Raw genomic sequence first — 17,437 nt, forward strand, 5'->3', positions numbered from 1 at the left:
AAGTGTGAACCATGACCCTGCAAACACCGTTACCGATCCACGACAGCTGGAAAGAGCCGCTGGATCCCGTCACCGACCGGATCCACGAGCTCGGCGATTTTTTGCGAGAGGAAAACGCAGCCGGCCGTGGATACTTACCAGCAGGGACCGACGTGTTGCGGGCATTCACCTACCCATTTGACCAGGTCAAGGTCTTGATTGTGGGGCAAGATCCATATCCGACACCTGGCCATCCGATGGGGTTGAGCTTTTCGGTTCACCCGGATGTCACACCGATTCCCCGCAGTTTGGCGAACATTTTCCGAGAACTGCAGGAAGATATCGGATGCCCGGCCCCCTCCACTGGGGATCTAACGTCGTGGTCGGAACATGGTGTGGCGTTATTTAACCGGGTTCTCACTGTGCGGCCCGGCCACTCGGGATCGCACCGTGGCAAGGGGTGGGAAGAAGTAACAGAGTGCGCCATTAAAGCGCTGGCTGAGAGGGATCTCCCACTGGTCGCCATATTGTGGGGACGAGACGCGCAAAGTACCGCGAAGTGGTTGGGGAACACCCCGACCGTCTGCTCCCCGCATCCATCGCCCCTATCGGCGAGCCGGGGATTCTTCGGCTCACGCCCGTTTAGCCGGGCCAATGAACTGTTGGTCAGCCAAGGCGCGGAACCCGTCGAATGGGCACTTCCATGACGAACTCGCTGCCTGACGCCATTGACTCCACCACCCTCCAGCGGTGGGCTCGTGCCTGCGCCCACACCCTGGCCAGGCAGAAAGAAGAGATTAATCGCCTGAATGTATTCCCGGTGCCGGATTCCGATACTGGGTCGAATATGGCTTTTACGATGGCGTCGGCCGTGTCTGCCTTGGATCATGCTCTTCGCGAGCGGGAGATGAAAAAGAGCAGGTCGCGTGCAGGAAACGGTGCTCAGAGCGGTACGGGCTCAGCTACCGATGCGAGCTTAACGACCTCCGAAGCAGCCATAGCCCTAGCTATTGGAGCGACGAAGGGGTCGCGCGGAAATTCAGGTGTCGTTCTCTCTCAACTGCTTCGAGGGCTCGCCGAGTCTGCGCAAGCCGGGCCTTTGAACGGCGCTTCGGTGTGTGACGCGTTATCGAATAGTTTGCGTTTCGTGCAGGCTGCCATCGTGAACCCCGTGGAGGGAACAGTTATCACCGTGTTGCGGTCCGCGGCTGCTGCGGCGACGTCGGCTGCTCACTCGACCGACAGCGCGCGTGCGGTGGCACATGCCGCCAGGCTCGCCGCCAGCCGAGCACTTGAACGCACCCCGTCGCAGCTTCCCGTTTTACGACGTGCCGGCGTTGTTGATGCCGGCGGGCGAGGTCTCGTCGTTTTGCTAGAAGAGCTGGAGCGCGTTCTTACGACGCAGGATGGTGATCGTTGGGATGGAGGCTTTAGCGACGTTGGCATTAACGACGTTGACATTAACGCTTTCAAGCCGGCGCACGTTGGTGGAAAAACAGCGTGGGCCAGCGATGATGAATTGACGACGGGGAGTCGGCAATCGCAACCGGATTCGTCGGCCAGTGACCGTGTGAACGCCTCGCGAACTCCCGCGCCGGGCACGGGGAATGATGAAACCAACGGTGGAAGTTCCGGTAGCGAAAATTCAGCACCGAATGCGTCGGCTTCACAGCTCGAAGTCATGTTTTTTATCGAGAACGCGGACCTCGAGGATCTGCGGACGTTCTTAGTTCCCCTGGGCGATAGCCTGATTGTTGGCGCGCTGACGGACCATTCCGCGCGCATTCACATTCACACCAATCGGGCCGGCGACGTTATCTCGGGGGCGTATGAGCGCGGCGACGTGTCTGAACTCACGGTTGAGACTCTGCACCAGGTTTCTGCGGATCGCCCGTCCACTTTGCAGACTGCTCGGCCGCGGTTACGGTCCGTCTTAGCCGTGGTGCCGAGTGAGGATGCTGCCGCTTTCTTTGGTCGAGCCGGGGCGGATACCGTCATCATAAAAGCCGATGAAAACGACACTGACCAGCATCAATACGAGGTCGTGCGCGAGGCCATCGAGAAAGAAGATGTTGATGAAGTAGTGCTCGTCACGAACGGCATCGTTGACCCCAACGAAGTGGATGGGCGCCTCGCGAATGTTGTCGTTGTCCCGGCATCATCATTGTGCGCGGGTTTGGCTGCCATGGCAGTTCATGATCCGTCACAATCTCTCGACGCGGATGCGGCGGCCATGGTTGACGCGGCACGGGGGACAACAACGATGACGCTGAGCTACGACGACTTGGACGACCTCAACGACATGGGCCACCGTAGTGACGGAGAGTCCGCCAGCGCCGAACTCCCACCTCCGCCCGAGATCGTCCGCGCTTGGGAAACGGTCTCCGCATTACTTGAGAAAGGCGGCGAACTCGTCACCGTCATTTCTGGCGACGATCATTGGTCGCACGTGATGCAGGCCCTTCCACAGTCGGACACCGCGGAGTATTCGTTCTTCACGATCCCGAAGTGCGGTGCAGCTGTCATGATCGGTGTGGAGTAATGGTGACGTCCACGGAGCACGCCGGACCAGCGTCGGTAGTAAGAAGGAGGAACACGTGCGCCCAATGATGGGGTGGGAGCCGCTCGTCGTTCCCCTGCCCGATTCCCTTCCCGACTCGACGCGCTCGCAGTTAGCCGCCGTCGGAGTATCGACGGTTGCCGAGCTCGTGGAATGGTTCCCGCGGCGGTATGTCGAACCCGGGTCGACGTCGGACATGGGCTCTGTTGACGTGGGGACCACCGTGACTTTCGTGGGCGAGATCCTCCGCGGGAACAAGATCACGACGCGTACCCGAAAACGCCTGTACACGGTGGTTATTACCGACGGAACTCAAACTATCAACGCCACGTTTTTTAACGCGTTCGCCCCGGCGCGGGATTTGGTCGTCGGAACTCGCGCTATTTTTGTGGGGACAGTGTCGGAGTATCGAGGGTCGTTGCAACTGGCTCATCCCGCCTACAAGGTGATTGATTTTGCGCAGGAGTGGACGTTAGACACTCAACCCGCCGATGAGCCGGCCAAACATGGTTCTCAACGTGCTTCATCCCGGAACATTATTGATCGTGACACCGCGACGTTGGTCACCAAGCTCCAGCTGTTGCCTATCTATCCGCTGAAGAGTGAATCATCGCGGTCAACGTCGGCTGCTGATAGTGAAACGGGCAGCTCAAAGACGGGAAAGGAATCGACGAAACACTCAACCAAGCGTCCAGCGAAGCGCTCAAAACGGGGTTCGAAGCGCCCCGTTCGCGTGGATTCGTGGACCGCGTTGGACGCGATCACTACCGTCCTCACCCATAGCGATCCCATCCCGGACCCCCTGCCGCGCGTGCCCACTGTTCAGGGCAAACCCCTGCCGTCGCTGGATCACGCCATCCGGGCCATGCACATGCCTTCCTCGTGGGCAGATCAAGCCATGGCGCGCAAGCGCCTCGCTTTTAACGAGGCCTTGGGATTGCAGTTGATCCTTGCTTTACGACGCCACGCTGCGGCGGACCGTCGTGCCCCGCAGTGCGCTCCCCGCGATGACGGATACCGCGCCGAATTATTAGCCGGCCTGCCCTTCGACCTGACCGATCAGCAACGCGCGGTCACAGACGAGATTGGCGACGATATCGTCGCCACCAGGCCAATGTGTCGGCTACTTCAAGGCGACGTGGGGTCGGGCAAAACCATTGTTGCTCTCATCGCCATGCTTCAGGCGGTGGACGCGGGATGTCAGGCAGCGCTCTTAGCGCCCACTGAGGTGTTGGCCGCGCAGCACGCACACTCGCTGATGACGATGATGGCTAACGCTGGCGTTGCCGCCACGATTCGCCTGGTCACCGGGTCAATGTCGGCGTCCTCGCGCCAAGAGACCCTCCTCTCGCTCATGACGGGGGAGACCGATATCGTCGTCGGCACCCATGCGCTGCTCAGCGACAATGTCGAATTCTTCAACCTCGGGTTGGTCGTCGTCGATGAGCAACATCGTTTCGGTGTTGAGCAGCGCGATCGCCTGCGTGGTCGAGGGCGTGACACGGAAGACGGGCCGCTCACTCCACACCAGCTGGTGATGACTGCCACGCCCATTCCGCGTACCGTCGCGATGACTACGTTCGGGGATCTCGACGTCTCGACGATCACGGAGCTCCCCGGCGGCAGGAAACCCATCCAGAGTTCCGTCGTTCCGGAGTGGAAAAAGGGGTGGCTTGACCGCGCTTACCAGCGGATTCGGGAGGAAGTGGAGTCGGGCCGGCAGGCCTACATCGTGTGTCCGCGAATCCAGGGCGACGGCGGCGTGAACGATATGTATGAGCAATTGACGGCTGGCCCCCTCCACGGGTTACGGGTTGGGATGCTGCACGGGCAACTGCCCAATCCTGACAAAGAACGCATTATGGGGAAGTTTTCCCGCGGTGACTGCGACGTGTTGATCTCGACGACCGTGATCGAGGTGGGCGTTGATGTTCCTAACGCAACACTCATGTTGATCCGCGAAGCCGAGAACTTCGGCATTTCGCAGCTTCACCAGCTCCGTGGGCGGATCGGACGGGGGAGTCATGCATCATGGTGCCTCTTCCACACGGCCCAGCCGGAAGATAGTGACTCGTACCGACGTCTCCAGGGGGTTGCAGCCACCACCGACGGCTTTGCCCTCGCAGAATTAGATTTGGCCACTCGCAGTGAGGGAGACCTCGTCGGGGCTGATCAGTCCGGCAGATCCACGCATATTCGCCTCCTCGACGTCGTCCACGACGAGCCGCTGATTGAGGCGGCGAAAACCGAAGCGGAGCACATCGTGCGGACGGATCCTGGTCTCGCCCGACGGCTCAGTGAAGGCTATAGCAGTACTGAGCGGGAGTTCTTGGGCAAAGGGTGAGGTTTCCCGGGGTAAGTTTTCCCCAGGTGAGGTGAACAAAGAGCAGGCCAACATGGACGGTAAAGTGAACCGCATGGACATTTGTGCGCCTTTCGCGGGAGTTGTTCACTACCACGTCACCCCGGGCCAGCGGGTAGAGCCTGGAGAAACCCTCGCAGTTGTCGAAGCTGTGAAACTAGAAGCTCCCGTGGTATCGCCCGTCGCCGGTACGGTAGGTTCACTGGATCGTGACGACTTTTCCAACGTCGACGGTGGCGACAGGATCGTAGCCATAACGGATTAATTAGAAACTCTTGCGGGGCGGTACAACGCAGTAGCGCACGCGGTAATACACACGGCCATACATACGCTGGCGCACACGTCGGCACAGTCCAGGCATAAAGAGGGGAATTAAGATGCGAATTATTTCAGGATACGCACGCGGGCGGACCATTAAAGCCCCCGCCGAAGGCACACGTCCCACATCTGACCGGGCCAAAGAGGGAGTGTTCTCCTCGCTCAGTGTCCGGTTCGGTTTTGACGGGGCACGCGTTCTTGACCTCTTCGCCGGGTCGGGCGCGTTGGGTCTGGAAGCGGCATCGCGCGGGGCAGATAGCGTCGTTTTCGTCGATACGGATTCGGCTGCGATCGAGACCATCAAGGACAACATTCGCCGCGTCGGCGATGTCGATGCCGACGTTGTCCAGCTCAAAGTATCCAGTTATTTGTCGGGCGCGCCGGAAAATTATTTCGACATCGTGCTGATCGATCCGCCTTATGCGCTCATCGACGAAGCTGTCCATGACATGTTGGTAGCGTTGGCTCCCCATCTGAGGGACGGGGCTGCTGTGGTCGTGGAGCGTTCATCTGCCAGCCCTGAGACACAGTGGCCAGAGGGATATGAGCCGACCGGGCAGAAGCTAAAGAAGCGGACGTATGGGGCTGCGCGTATGGATATGGCGTCTTTTACTCGTTCTGAGTAGATCCAGCTTGTGAGTAGAACCAGTGTTAGCCCGCATTGCGCTCGATATTATGTGCACAGAATGATGCGCACGGACGCGGAGCGCCAGAGAGAGGAACGTAAGGATGCATGTTGTCTGCCCGGGGTCTTTTGATCCCATCACCAACGGACACGTGGACATTATCGAGCGGGCAGCTGCTCAGTTTGACCAGGTCACGGTACTGGTGACGTTTAATCCGAATAAGCACGGTCTTTTCTCCGTCGAGGAGCGCTGTGACCTGATTCGGAAAGCAGTTGAGCACTTGCCCAACGTCGATGTTGATTCGTGGAACAAACTGCTGGTGGATTACACCACGAAACATCAGATCAGTGCGCTTGTGAAAGGTTTGCGCAGCTCACTGGATTACGCCTATGAGCTGCCGATGGCACAGATGAACAGGTCGCTTTCTGGCATCGATACGCTTTTCTTGTTGACGACACCGAAGTTCGGGCATATTTCGTCGACCCTGTGTAAAGAGGTGGCCCGCTATGGCGGCGACGTGTCGGGGCTCATGCCTGATCACGTCATCGCGGCAATGCAAGAGAAGTTTTCAGAGTAATTCGCGTCTAAGCTCTCGTGATGAGCAGGAATGTTAAAGGGTCTCGTCGGCTAGTTGGCGTGGCTTCCTGCAAAACTACGAAAATTCTGCCAAGCTAGTGGTTATGTACAGAACTTTCGAAGGCATCGACGAACTACTCCAAATGGTCGATCAGGCCTACGGCGTACCCATGACTAGTAACTGTATGGTTCCCCGCCGGGAAGTCCTGGATCTTTTAGACGAAATCCGCAACGCCATACCTACTGAGATGGACGATGCGCAGGATGTTCTGGATAAACGCGACGGCATCATTAATGAAGCCACTGAACGCTCGCACTCCATGGTGGCTGATGCCGAGGCTGAAGCCCAGCGTTTAGTAGCCGAAGCACAAGAAAAGTGCGACGCGATGATGAATGACGCGGAAGATCGCGCCCATGGCATGGTCGCCCACGCCGAGGACGAGGCGGACTCCATTGTCCAAGATGCCCAGCGTGAATACGACGACGTCACAGGCCGCGCGGCTGCTGAAGCAGAGCGCCTGGTTGCGTCGGGTAATGAATCCTATGACCACAGCGTGAATGAGGGCCTGAAAGAGCAGGCCCGCCTGGTTAGCGAATCAGAAGTCGTACGGATGGCGAATGAGGAAGCGACGCGCGTTCGTGATTCCGCTCATGCTGATTCGGATAAGCTCCGTAGCGACTGCGACCGGTACGTCGACCAGAAGTTGGCCGAGTTTGAGGAATCCTTGACCTCAGTGCTGCGTACGGTAGGGAAGGATCGCGCTGCTTTGCGTGGCGGTGCAGGGATCTCCGGCGGACGTTCCCGGTCCGCTTCTCGTGAACCTCGCGACGATTACCGCGGCCGAGACGCGCGTCGGAACTAAAAACATCCACTGTTGAGACTCGGCGAAAACCGCTTTGTCGTGCGGTTTTAGCTCGGCGACGCGATAGCTGAGTTGGTACAGGAGGACGTAGTGTCCGCGGTGCATTACCATGGGCGGTGTTATGGGAATTTCACATTCTGACCGCAAAGAATCAGTGACACCGACGGCACATAACCCGCTGTCCCTGGATGTCTCAACGGTATCGCAGCAATCGGGCGCTGTAGAGACCATCGACACCGAAGGTCCATCGCCAGTACGCATCGGCCCAGAAATGATCGCGTTTGGCGTCGGCACCCCTCTTGATGTGCACGCGACGGTCACCAATGTCGGCGAGGGGCTTGTGGTTGATGCTGAGATTTCGGGCTCCGGTGAAGCCGAGTGCGTGCGGTGCCTCAAACCATTAACCCCGCACCTGTCCTTCCACATCAACGGGGTATGGGCGCTTTCGGAGGGGTTTATCACCTCGGAGGACTCCGACGATGAGGACGACGATGATCCAACCCCGATGGTGAAGGACAATCGGTTGGATCTCACCCAGGCCGTGATCGACGAAGCCGGAGTGTCCTTGCCTTTCTCGCCCACATGCGAAGAGTTCGGTGAGGAGTGTGACTCCCAAACTCCCGAGCCCGACGGGGTATCCGGGGAGACAGAGACGGTCGATCCGCGGTGGGCAGGATTGCAGGACAAGCTGAAAGATCTACGTGATGTCTAAACAAAAGAATTCGAAGCACGAGCGGCTGACGGGCGAAGAAGTCTGGGCCGCTGCTTTTGGTGATGTTGATCATCAGCCTTTACTCGATGGGTTCGGAGTCTCTCTTCCTGCCGACGCTTTACGCCTGGCGTTGACCCACCGTTCGTTCGCCAACGAAAACGGGATGCTGCCGAATAACGAGCGCCTCGAGTTCCTGGGCGACGCGGTGCTAGGGCTCTCCGTTGCGGAGCGCCTGTACCGTGATTATCCCGACCGCACCGAGTCGGAAATCTCCAAAATGCGAGCCGGCGTCGTCAATATGTACGCATTGGCCGATGTGGCACGAGAGATCGGCCTGGGCGACCACGTGCTGCTGGGCCGCGGTGAGCAGCTGACTAACGGCAAAGATAAAAATTCCATTCTGGCTGACACCACAGAGGCCATGCTCGGTGCCATTTATCTGGAGCACGGTTTCCAGATCGCAAAAGACGTTATTCTGCGTTTATTTAAGTCCAGGATTGAATCTGCGCCGACCGTCGGACTGCATATGGATTGGAAGACGGAGTTGCTGGAGAAGATTGCTGGCCGTGGTTTAGGCGAACCGGAATACAACACGACGATTTCCGGGCCGGCCCACGATCCGCATTTCACCTCGACAGTGTCCTTGCAGGGCAAAGTGTGGGGCCACGGGGAGGGCCACACCAAGAAAGAAGCGGAGCACCATGCCGCCCGCGAAGCCCACGACGCTTTGTGACGGAGATTTTCTGGAGATTCTCTGCCCATTTATTTCAAACATGTTAAATGTTTGCCGATAGCGCCGAGCGGGCCATCAGAAATTCTGGATCTCCTCACGTTGGTCGTAGGGTAGTTCACTATGACAGCTATTGAGAACGCGGTGACTGGCTCGAGCGACGGGTTATGGACCGTCATCACGTGGGTGCTGTTAGCGGCAGGTGTGTGGTTCTGCTTCCGTACGGTCGTCGTTCAGATCCGTATGGTTCCGGAAATGTTTCGGTCGCTGACAGAAAAACCCAGTGACATTTCGAAAGATAAAAAAGGAATCTCCGCGTTCAAAGCGTTTACCATTTCGGCGGCATCGCGGGTGGGGACAGGCAATATTGCCGGTGTCGCAGTGGCCATCACGATCGGTGGGCCCGGCGCTGTGTTCTGGATGTGGTTGGTCGCGATAGTCGGTGGCGCCACCGCATTCGTCGAGTCCACATTGGCGCAGCTGTACAAGGTGAAGGACACCGATTCCTACCGAGGCGGCCCGGCCTACTACATCACTAAGGGGCTGAATCTTAAGTGGCTCGCCGCTGTGTTCGTGGTCGCCATTACCGTGACCTACGGATTTGTCTATAACGCGGTTCAGTCCAACTCCATTGTCGACGCCATCACCGAGTCGACGGGCTCCGACGCGATGTGGTGGAAGGCGTTGTTGGGCGTTGCGCTGGCTATTCTGACGGCACTCATCGTGTTCGGTGGTGTGCAGCGTATTGCGTCGGTCACCAACTGGCTGGTTCCCATCATGGCCGTGCTGTACATCGTCACCGGTTTCATCGTCGTTGCGGTGAATATCGAGCAGGTCCCTCACATGTTTGCTGAGATCGTGACGTCGGCCCTGGGTATTCGCGAGGTCGCGGGTGCAACCTTCGGACAGGCGTTCATGTACGGCATTCGTCGTGGCTTGTTCTCAAATGAGGCCGGTGAGGGTTCGATCCCGAACGCTGCCGCGACGGCCTCGGTGAGCCACCCGGTCAAGCAGGGACTTATTCAGACCCTCGGCGTGTATTTCGACACGATCATCGTGTGCTCAATCACGGCATTCATCATTTTGCTCAACAACCCGTCCTTTGGTGAAGGCGTTGAGTCGACATCGTTGACCCAGAACTCTGTTGCGGCCGCCGTCGGCCACTGGGGAGTCCACCTGGTGACGGTGATTATCTTCTTCCTCGCGTTCTCGTCGGTCATCGGAAACTACTACTACGGTGAATCCAACATCGAGTTCTTCACCAGGAATAACAAGGTGATGACCGCATACCGGTTCCTCGTGTGCCTCTGTGTGCTGGGTGGTTCACTGGGCAAGGTCGGCATCGTCTGGGCACTCGCGGACCTGTTCGCCGGCATCATGGTGGCCATCAACCTCACCGCCATTCTCCCGTTGGGCGGGGCTGCGATCGCGCTTCTCAAGAATTACCGACAGCAACGCAACCAAGGATTGTCGCCGGTCTTCCACCGCGACGACCTGCCGAATCTGCCCGGACACGACAGAATTGAATGCTGGGACGGCAGCGACCCACTCACTATCCGCGGCGACGGTCAGGAGGTTTATGGGCGTCGTCCGGGAACGCCCGCCCCGCAAGTTATTCGGCGCAGTGCTAACGGTTCTGTCCGCGCTGAGTGAGAATCCGCAGGCAGCCCATTAACTGGTGCAGCCGAGTAGGATACTGCGCAGTAGACGCTCGTAGGGAAGGGACCAAAGCTTATGACTACAGCTGAATCCGGTCAGTCACATGACCCCGTTCGCCTGACCGCGTGGGTTCATGGATACGTTCAAGGCGTCGGATTCCGCTGGTGGACACGAAGCCAAGCCCTCGAACTCGGATTAGTGGGCTCCGCGACTAACTACTCCGACGGCCGAGTCCTCGTGTGTGCCGAAGGCGAGCGGGCCCCGGTCACTGAACTCTTAGCGCGGTTGCGTGAAGAGCCGACGTCGACCAATCGCCCCGGTTCCGTCGATAATGTGGTGGAGTCGTGGGAAGAACCACGGGGCGGGTACCAAACGTTCGAAGCTCGCTAACCATTACTCGGTAACCGCTAATTTGATCAACGGAATAGATTTACTGGCATGTACCTGAAGTCGCTGACCCTTAAAGGATTCAAGTCCTTTGCTTCGTCGACGACCTTGAAACTCGAACCCGGAATCTGCGCGGTCGTCGGGCCGAATGGGTCAGGAAAATCCAACGTTGTCGACGCGCTCGCGTGGGTCATGGGGGAGCAAGGCGCCAAGTCTTTGCGCGGCGGAAGCATGGACGACGTTATCTTCGCGGGAACAGGCGCACGCAAACCCCTTGGCCGTGCTGAAGTCACCCTCACGATCGACAATTCCGACGGAGCTCTGCCGATCGACTATTCGGAAGTTTCCATTACCCGCCGGGTGTTTCGCGACGGGGGCGGCGAATACGAAATAAATGGTGCTAGAGCCCGCTTGATGGATATCCAAGAGCTGCTCTCGGACTCGGGAATCGGCCGAGAGATGCACGTCATCGTGGGGCAGGGGCGGCTCTCCACCATCTTGGAATCCAAACCAGAGGACCGGCGAGCGTATATCGAAGAAGCAGCCGGAGTTTTAAAGCATCGCCGCCGCAAAGACAAAGCCCAGCGCAAGCTCGTGTCCATGCAGGCCAATGTGGACCGGTTGCGCGACCTCACCACAGAACTCGAACGACAACTCAAACCGCTGGCAAGGCAGGCGGAAGCAGCCCAAAAAGCTGCGACAGTGCAGTCGGACCTTCGCGAAGCTCGACTCAACCTCGCCGCGCACTCGCTGGTCACCGCCCGGGACGACGCCGACGAATTGACGCGCCGGGCCAATGAGGCGCGGGAGAAAGAAGAAGCCCTCGTCGAGAAGCTTGAGGAATTGCGCGAACATGTCGATGAACTGGAACATCGCGTTGCCGAGCTCGGGCCGCGAAGTGAAGAGGCCCAGCAGCTGTGGTTCCGGTTGTCGTCGTTGTCGGAGCGGGTTACGGCGACCGGGCGTATTGCCGCTGATCGGGCGTCGGCGGATGATCAATCTGAGGATTACCGTGGCCCGGACCCAGAGGATCTGGAAGCGCGGGCCCGCGAGGCCGCAGAGCGCGAAGAAGAGACCACCACCGCGGTCGAAGAAGCAGCCGAGCGGTTAGAGACGATCCGCGAGCAGGTCAACGAAAAAGAAGAGAAAGCTCAGCAGGTTGAGAAAGAGCACTTAGCTGCGCTGCGGGCCATTGCGGATCGCCGGGAGGGAGTCGCGCGTTTAGATGCCTCGGAAGATTCCGCACGCCAGCGATTGGAGGCTGCGAATGACGACCTTCAACGCGCAACGAAGGCCGTGGATGCTGTGGTTCCGGCCCTAGCCCAGGCGAAAAGTGATGTTGATTCAGCACAAGCTGCTCTTCAGGACCACGATTCCCAGGCAGGGGCAATACTGGATCGGGTCAGTGAGGCTGAGCGCGATGTTGCAAGCGCGGATGAACGTCTCCGCGAACTCCGCGATACCGATCGAAACTACGAACGGTCCATTTCTGCACTTCAATCGCGCATCGACACCTTAGAAGCGACCGTTCGCCCCACCAACGGGGTTTCCTGGCTCCGCACAAATTCATCGGTGGAGTGGGGATCATTCGTCGACTCCGTCACTGTCGAACGGGGATGGGAAGCGGCGTTGTCGTCGACGTTGGGGGAGGCGGCTGAAGCCATCACCGCGCCGGGGGATGCGTCGGAAAGTGTGGGTGAAGCCCTCGAATCGCTCGTCGCTGCCGATGCTGGCCGGGCGTGGATTATGGGCCAATCGCAGGAATCCACCTGGCGGCTGGATGCGGATCTTCCCGCGGGCTGCGAGTGGTTCTTAGACAAAGTGTCGGTGGATAGTGAATTCACCCACGCGGTGACTGGTCTGCTTGTCGACGTCGTTGCGGTTCCGTCGGTGGCCGCCGGGGTTGCGCTGGTTCGCGATGATGCCAGGCTGCGCGCTGTGACACAGAGCGGAATTGTTATCGGCCCTGGTTGGATGAGTGGCGGTTCGGGTGAAGCCACGACCCTTGACATCAAGTCCTCCGTCGACCAGGCGCAAGAAGAATTGGCGGACTACACGGCCAAGGCGAGGGAACTCGCGGGCACGATTGCCGGCGCGGAAACGACCGTGCAGGAACGACGAGACGCCTTGGGTGCTGCTCGCGCTGCGCACACTGAGTTCACCGCCGTGGCATCGAACCTCAAAGAGCGCGTGAGCACTGCGGAAGCAGCCGTCGAACGTCTGAAGAAGGAGCTCCACGAGGTCCAGGAGAACCGCGCTCACGCCGAAGGTCGCATTGACAATATCCACGCCGAACTTGCCGACTTGGCTGATCGACGCTCGCGCATCGACGCGGAAATCAGTGACGCGGATGATTCCTCTGAGGAGTCGTCGGCAATCGCCCGGGATCAGGCGCATGAGGAACTGACTCAAGTACGTGCGATGGAGACCGAGGCCCGGTTGGCGCTGCGTAGCGCCGAGGAGCGCGCGTCAGCGATCAAAGGCCAGGCGGAGAGGCTCCGCCGCCAAGCCGAGCACGAGCGGGCCCACCGACGTCGGCACGAAGAAGCACAGCGGGCTCGTCGGCGAGCACGGCAACGAGCAGCCCACATCGCCCAGTGGTGCGAAAGCTTGGCGGAACGAGTGGACACCGCAGTCCACAAGGCGGCCGAGGAGCGCGACACACTCCACGCGCGCATGTCGGAAGCGACGGCACAGCGGGGGCGTGCGCGGGACGCGTTGAGTGCCATCACGACGCAGCGCGAACATGCGCTGAAAACGACGCACGACGCGGATGTTAAACGTGAAGCAGCGTTGGTGCGGGTGGAACAGGCTGAGAAGCACATCGTCGAGCAGCTTGGCCTCAATCCCGAGGATGTTGTGGCAAGTCAGGATCTGACCCACTTTGATCCCGCGTCGGAAAAGAAACGGCTGGCGTCCGCGGAGCGCGCGTTGAAGCAACTTGGCAAAGTCAATCCCTTGGCTCTCGAGGAATATAAGGCGCTGGAGGAGCGCTATTCATTCCTTTCCACCCAGCTCATGGACGTTGAGCAGGCCCGCGAAGACCTCCGCGGTGTGATTAAAGATGTCGATGCCACGATTTTGCAGCTCTTTACCGACGCCTGGGAGGACGTCCAAGACGAGTTTCCTCGGGTGTTCGAGACACTGTTCCCCGGCGGCGAAGGTCGGTTGTCCCTGACCGATCCCGATGACATGTTGACCACCGGTATCGAGGTCCACGCGCGCCCGCCAGGGAAGAGAGTGACAAGGCTATCGCTGCTTTCTGGGGGTGAAAAGTCCCTAACAGCACTAGCCTTATTGGTAGCGATCTTCCGCGCCCGGCCGTCCCCGTTTTACGTCATGGATGAGGTAGAAGCAGCCCTGGATGATGTCAATCTCCGACGGTTGATTGCGCTCTTTGAAGAGCTCCGGGAAGACTCACAGTTGATCGTGATTACACACCAGAAACCGACAATGGACATTGCGAATGTGCTGTATGGCGTGACAATGCGCGGCGACGGGATGACACGTGTAATCTCTCAACGAATGAGCCCTCACTCCCAGCCAGTGAGCGACCCTGCTGTGGCCGGTTCATCTGCCGGATCGGCTGCTGACTCAGCCACCGAATCGCCTGCTGGTCCGTCGGAAGTGTCGTGAGCTCAGATGATCGGTGTACGTCGAATAATCGTGTAGCCACAATTGCGTCTTGGAAAGGATTACTCAGTTGTCAGGCGTTGACGCCCCCACGAGTTTTATTGCAGATTCCGCTGACCCCTTGTTGGGTTGGGCATCGACGACGGAGCTTGAACTGTCTCGGCAGCTGTCAGACCTTGATTTCGCCGTCGAGGTCAACCTCAGTGGCGACGAGTTAGAGCGCCTGGACCGTTTTTGGGGTCGTTTTGTCACTCGACAAATTTCTGCCGGGGCAGAGCTTTCCGCTGTTCTGGAGGCCTGCCCGGCCATCGTGGCGACGACGTTGGTGGGCCGCGCTGGCCGCATCGCCGATTTAAGCAATTTCGATTCTGAATATTGGGCTGGTCTGGGCGTTCCCCGCGATCTGGCCGAGCAGTTTTACGGGTGTTTCGACGGCCACGTGGCTGAGATTCTCTCTCGTGCTGGCCTCGATCCGATGGACATTGCTGCGTCGGGCTCCGATGGCGAGTTGGGCCGGCTTTTAGTACACGCGACGATTCCGGCGGGGTGGATTCCGAGCCTCATCGCGCTCATCGACGAGGACCCCGACAACGTCACCGGCGCATCGCTGACTGAGCATTTTGTCGAGACATCGCCCACTCGGCAGCTGGGGCCCCTCTGCACGGTGGCACCCGAGCGTGCCACCCGTTTATTCGACGACATCATCGAGTTCTATCGGTGGGCTGCCCAGCACCCGTATGAGGTCGATCAGTGGGCTGAATGGGGAGTGGGCAAGGACGGCTCCTATCGCGTCCCGCTACTGATTCTTGAAGATCTTGTCGACGAATTACGCGAACGCCCCGCGGGCACAGTCGACCGCTTATCGACGGTGGGGACGGCGTCGTGGGAGACGTCACCCCGCTTGGTCTACGACGTCAACAGGGAGCGCGTGGTGCTCCGTTTGCCACAAATGCCCTTGGACGGAACCGTCGTTGAGCTGCGGTGGCGCGTCTCTATTGACGGTGAGGTCGTCGAGTACCGCACCGGCTACGACAATGACACGGAAGGATTCTCTGAAATCCTCGACGTCCCCGTGCGCAAAGCCGCCCGGGAAATCGTCGTCAAGGAAATTGTTCGTCGGGTCTCGTGGACGATCCCTGTGCTCTCGGAACCGTTCTTGGCGTTCACGATGCGCGGCCACAACGTGACGAGCAAGGTATCGCTGCACCACACGGACCTCATCGTGGTCTCGCCCGATGACGCGGAAATCGTCGACCCCGTCCGTGAAACCCCGTTGCCCGCCGACGATGGAGTGGAGCTTCGGGGCTGGAATGGCTGGATTGCGCGGACCGTCGACGTTAATGATGCTGCGTCCTTCCAGGTGCGTCGCCCGGGGGAGCCTGCCGGCACGGCCTTGCGCAGTGTTGATCCTCGGCAGAGGGTGATTTTCACCGAGGGCGAGTTGTGCTCACACGTTCGCTCGGTCTCTGGGCTACCTGTTCATTCTGAAAGCTTGTTGGCGGAATTCCCGGCGACGCTCTCCGGTGCCGATGAAGTCTGGTATCTATCCATTTCGTCCTACGCCGGCCCTGGTCAGGCCGGTGTTGAGGTCACCCCTGCGGAACCTGTCGAGGTGCCCGCCGATGGTGGCGCCGTCTACGTGTTCGACCCTGATTTGTATGAATCGCCCTGGACAGGTGAATACATTGTCCGTTTGCGGGGCCCGCGGAATGAGTCCTTCCGCCACCGGTATGCGATCGTCCAAGGCCTGGTGACCTCCCTCGAGGACAACCACGGTTTCCGTATCCCGGTTGCCGGTGGGCTCTCACCAATGTCAGTCGAATTGGCGACGGAAAAGCCGGCGTCGATTGAACCGAATCCGGTTGAGGTCGGCGCGGATTCGGCGCGTGGCTCGGCGACGGTGAGCACCGATGACGGCGATCTGCTTCCTATTGTGGTGACGCCTCCTCGGCTGCGCTTCCAAGTTCCTCTTAAGGGGGAGGAAGCCCGCTGGCGGTCAACGCCGCTGGTGTGCGCGGGTCCCGAGTTGAATGGTGAGATGTTCTTGCGTGTCCGCACGGGCAGTGAGCTCCACAAACCGGTGATTACCGCGAGGAATCATCACGGGTCCCCGGTGCGCACGAAGAAGATGATCACGTGGGACGGCGTGACCTGGCGCATCCCGTTGAAGGACTTTGCCTCGGCGCTGGCATCGCAGTCTGGCGGAAGCATCGAGCTGAGCTGGGTCGATGAAGAGACCCGGAAGAGTACGTCGGTTCGCCTTGTGACGTTGGCCCCCACGCCGGAATGGCAGATCGAGCTGAAAGACGACACCGTGGTGGTGTCGGCGGATAAAGCCCCGGGGGATGAGACGTCGGTCGCAGTGGTCAAGGGCTCGCCCGATGGCCGTCCGCTGGGTTTGTGGATGTGGCCGACGACGGCTCCGTGGCGCCGCGCCTTGAGCGTTCGTGTCGTCGAAGGTGAAGCGACCTTGCCCGAGGAGCTTCGTAACGTCGGGCCCCTGGTTGTTCAGGTGTATTGCGCGGATGTCAGCGAAAACTTGCGCGCGCCGGCACGTCCAGGCCCTCAAGCTCTCATGGTGGATCAGCCAGGATATGCGACGGGCCACGGGCTCGATTCTCTGAGCGCTTTCTTGGCCGGTGAATCGAAAGAAATCGAGGGCGGCGCCGAAACCTTCAGTTTGCTGTGGGACTTGCAAGCGGGCTGGATGTCGGATTCGCGGGCGTTCACCTCATTGCCTCGCGGTGCTGAAGTGGTCCGTGACGCCTTCCTGTCTAAGCCGAGTGTTGCGTTGGTCGGCTTGGCTCAATCGCTTGTCGACGCATCGAAACGCCCAAGTGTGTTGATCTCGAGCGGGCTCGTGCGGTCGGCGTTCGATCCGACCGCGATTGATTCAGAGTCGTTGACCTCTCAAGGATCGGCGGCTCCGTGGATTGGTGCCTTGGGGGCCTTAGCTGAGGTTGAGCGTTGGGATGCGGCAATGGTTGCTGCGGAGGAAGCCGCGGAACAATCGTCCGAATCACCTGAGTCAC

13 protein-coding genes are annotated in these 17,437 nt (G+C 59.4%); all 13 read left to right on the forward strand.

Annotated elements, in window-relative coordinates; all coding sequences use genetic code 11:
• The first annotated feature begins 11 nt into the window (after positions 1-11).
• Entirely contained in the window at positions 12-686 is a 675-nt protein-coding gene (locus Q3981_RS05090; protein WP_221926779.1) for a uracil-DNA glycosylase, read from the forward strand.
• Positions 671-2,521, forward strand: a complete 1,851-nt coding sequence (locus tag Q3981_RS05095; RefSeq protein ID WP_303124364.1) for a DAK2 domain-containing protein — start codon at positions 671-673, stop codon at positions 2,519-2,521. The genes Q3981_RS05090 and Q3981_RS05095 overlap by 16 nt, the downstream gene beginning before the upstream one ends.
• Before the next feature lie 64 nt (positions 2,522-2,585).
• Positions 2,586-4,883: an ATP-dependent DNA helicase RecG gene (locus Q3981_RS05100; protein WP_303124375.1), complete on the forward strand. Its 2,298-nt coding sequence runs from the start codon at positions 2,586-2,588 to the stop codon at positions 4,881-4,883.
• Positions 4,884-4,956: 73 nt separating this feature from the next.
• On the forward strand, positions 4,957-5,166 hold the full coding sequence (locus Q3981_RS05105; protein ID WP_041629395.1) for an acetyl-CoA carboxylase biotin carboxyl carrier protein subunit: 210 nt from the start codon (positions 4,957-4,959) through the stop codon (positions 5,164-5,166).
• Between the two features lie 112 nt (positions 5,167-5,278).
• Positions 5,279-5,845 carry an RsmD family RNA methyltransferase gene (locus Q3981_RS05110; protein ID WP_012731832.1) on the forward strand — a complete coding sequence of 189 codons (567 nt, stop codon included), beginning with the start codon at positions 5,279-5,281 and terminating at the stop codon, positions 5,843-5,845.
• A gap of 103 nt (positions 5,846-5,948) precedes the next feature.
• Complete coding sequence (gene coaD, locus Q3981_RS05115) at positions 5,949-6,422, forward strand: pantetheine-phosphate adenylyltransferase (RefSeq protein ID WP_303124365.1); 474 nt, start codon at positions 5,949-5,951, stop codon at positions 6,420-6,422.
• 103 nt (positions 6,423-6,525) lie between these two features.
• A complete protein-coding gene (locus Q3981_RS05120) occupies positions 6,526-7,284 on the forward strand; it encodes a DivIVA domain-containing protein (protein WP_303124366.1) in 759 nt (252 codons plus the stop codon).
• A 121-nt stretch (positions 7,285-7,405) separates the two neighbouring features.
• Positions 7,406-7,996 carry a DUF177 domain-containing protein gene (locus Q3981_RS05125; RefSeq protein ID WP_303124367.1) on the forward strand — a complete coding sequence of 197 codons (591 nt, stop codon included), beginning with the start codon at positions 7,406-7,408 and terminating at the stop codon, positions 7,994-7,996.
• A complete protein-coding gene (rnc, locus tag Q3981_RS05130; protein ID WP_303124368.1) occupies positions 7,989-8,729 on the forward strand; it encodes a ribonuclease III in 741 nt (246 codons plus the stop codon). Before Q3981_RS05125 ends, rnc begins: the two co-directional genes overlap by 8 nt.
• A 120-nt stretch (positions 8,730-8,849) precedes the next feature.
• Positions 8,850-10,379 (forward strand): sodium:alanine symporter family protein, encoded by a 1,530-nt coding sequence (locus Q3981_RS05135; protein WP_046202468.1) that lies wholly within the window; start codon positions 8,850-8,852, stop codon positions 10,377-10,379.
• A gap of 81 nt (positions 10,380-10,460) precedes the next feature.
• On the forward strand, positions 10,461-10,775 hold the full coding sequence (locus Q3981_RS05140) for an acylphosphatase (protein WP_303124369.1): 315 nt from the start codon (positions 10,461-10,463) through the stop codon (positions 10,773-10,775).
• Between the two features lie 48 nt (positions 10,776-10,823).
• Positions 10,824-14,408 carry a chromosome segregation protein SMC gene (gene smc, locus Q3981_RS05145; protein WP_303124370.1) on the forward strand — a complete coding sequence of 1,195 codons (3,585 nt, stop codon included), beginning with the start codon at positions 10,824-10,826 and terminating at the stop codon, positions 14,406-14,408.
• Between the two features lie 67 nt (positions 14,409-14,475).
• A partial coding sequence (locus tag Q3981_RS05150; RefSeq protein ID WP_303124371.1) for a hypothetical protein occupies positions 14,476-17,437 on the forward strand: 2,962 nt, incomplete at its 3' end.

It is taken from the genome of Corynebacterium sp., from assembly GCF_030530965.1.
Lineage (GTDB): Bacteria > Actinomycetota > Actinomycetes > Mycobacteriales > Mycobacteriaceae > Corynebacterium.

Bases quoted from the DNA above. Each gene is read 5' to 3' on its own strand.
- Q3981_RS05090 (WP_221926779.1), top strand. From the start codon at position 12: ATGACCCTGCAAACACCGTTACCGATCCACGACAGCTGGAAAGAGCCG.
- Q3981_RS05095 (WP_303124364.1), top strand. From the start codon at position 671: ATGGGCACTTCCATGACGAACTCGCTGCCTGACGCCATTGACTCCACC.
- Q3981_RS05100 (WP_303124375.1), top strand. From the start codon at position 2,586: ATGATGGGGTGGGAGCCGCTCGTCGTTCCCCTGCCCGATTCCCTTCCC.
- Q3981_RS05105 (WP_041629395.1), top strand. From the start codon at position 4,957: ATGGACATTTGTGCGCCTTTCGCGGGAGTTGTTCACTACCACGTCACC.
- Q3981_RS05110 (WP_012731832.1), top strand. From the start codon at position 5,279: ATGCGAATTATTTCAGGATACGCACGCGGGCGGACCATTAAAGCCCCC.
- coaD (WP_303124365.1), top strand. From the start codon at position 5,949: ATGCATGTTGTCTGCCCGGGGTCTTTTGATCCCATCACCAACGGACAC.
- Q3981_RS05120 (WP_303124366.1), top strand. From the start codon at position 6,526: ATGTACAGAACTTTCGAAGGCATCGACGAACTACTCCAAATGGTCGAT.
- Q3981_RS05125 (WP_303124367.1), top strand. From the start codon at position 7,406: ATGGGAATTTCACATTCTGACCGCAAAGAATCAGTGACACCGACGGCA.
- rnc (WP_303124368.1), top strand. From the start codon at position 7,989: ATGTCTAAACAAAAGAATTCGAAGCACGAGCGGCTGACGGGCGAAGAA.
- Q3981_RS05135 (WP_046202468.1), top strand. From the start codon at position 8,850: ATGACAGCTATTGAGAACGCGGTGACTGGCTCGAGCGACGGGTTATGG.
- Q3981_RS05140 (WP_303124369.1), top strand. From the start codon at position 10,461: ATGACTACAGCTGAATCCGGTCAGTCACATGACCCCGTTCGCCTGACC.
- smc (WP_303124370.1), top strand. From the start codon at position 10,824: ATGTACCTGAAGTCGCTGACCCTTAAAGGATTCAAGTCCTTTGCTTCG.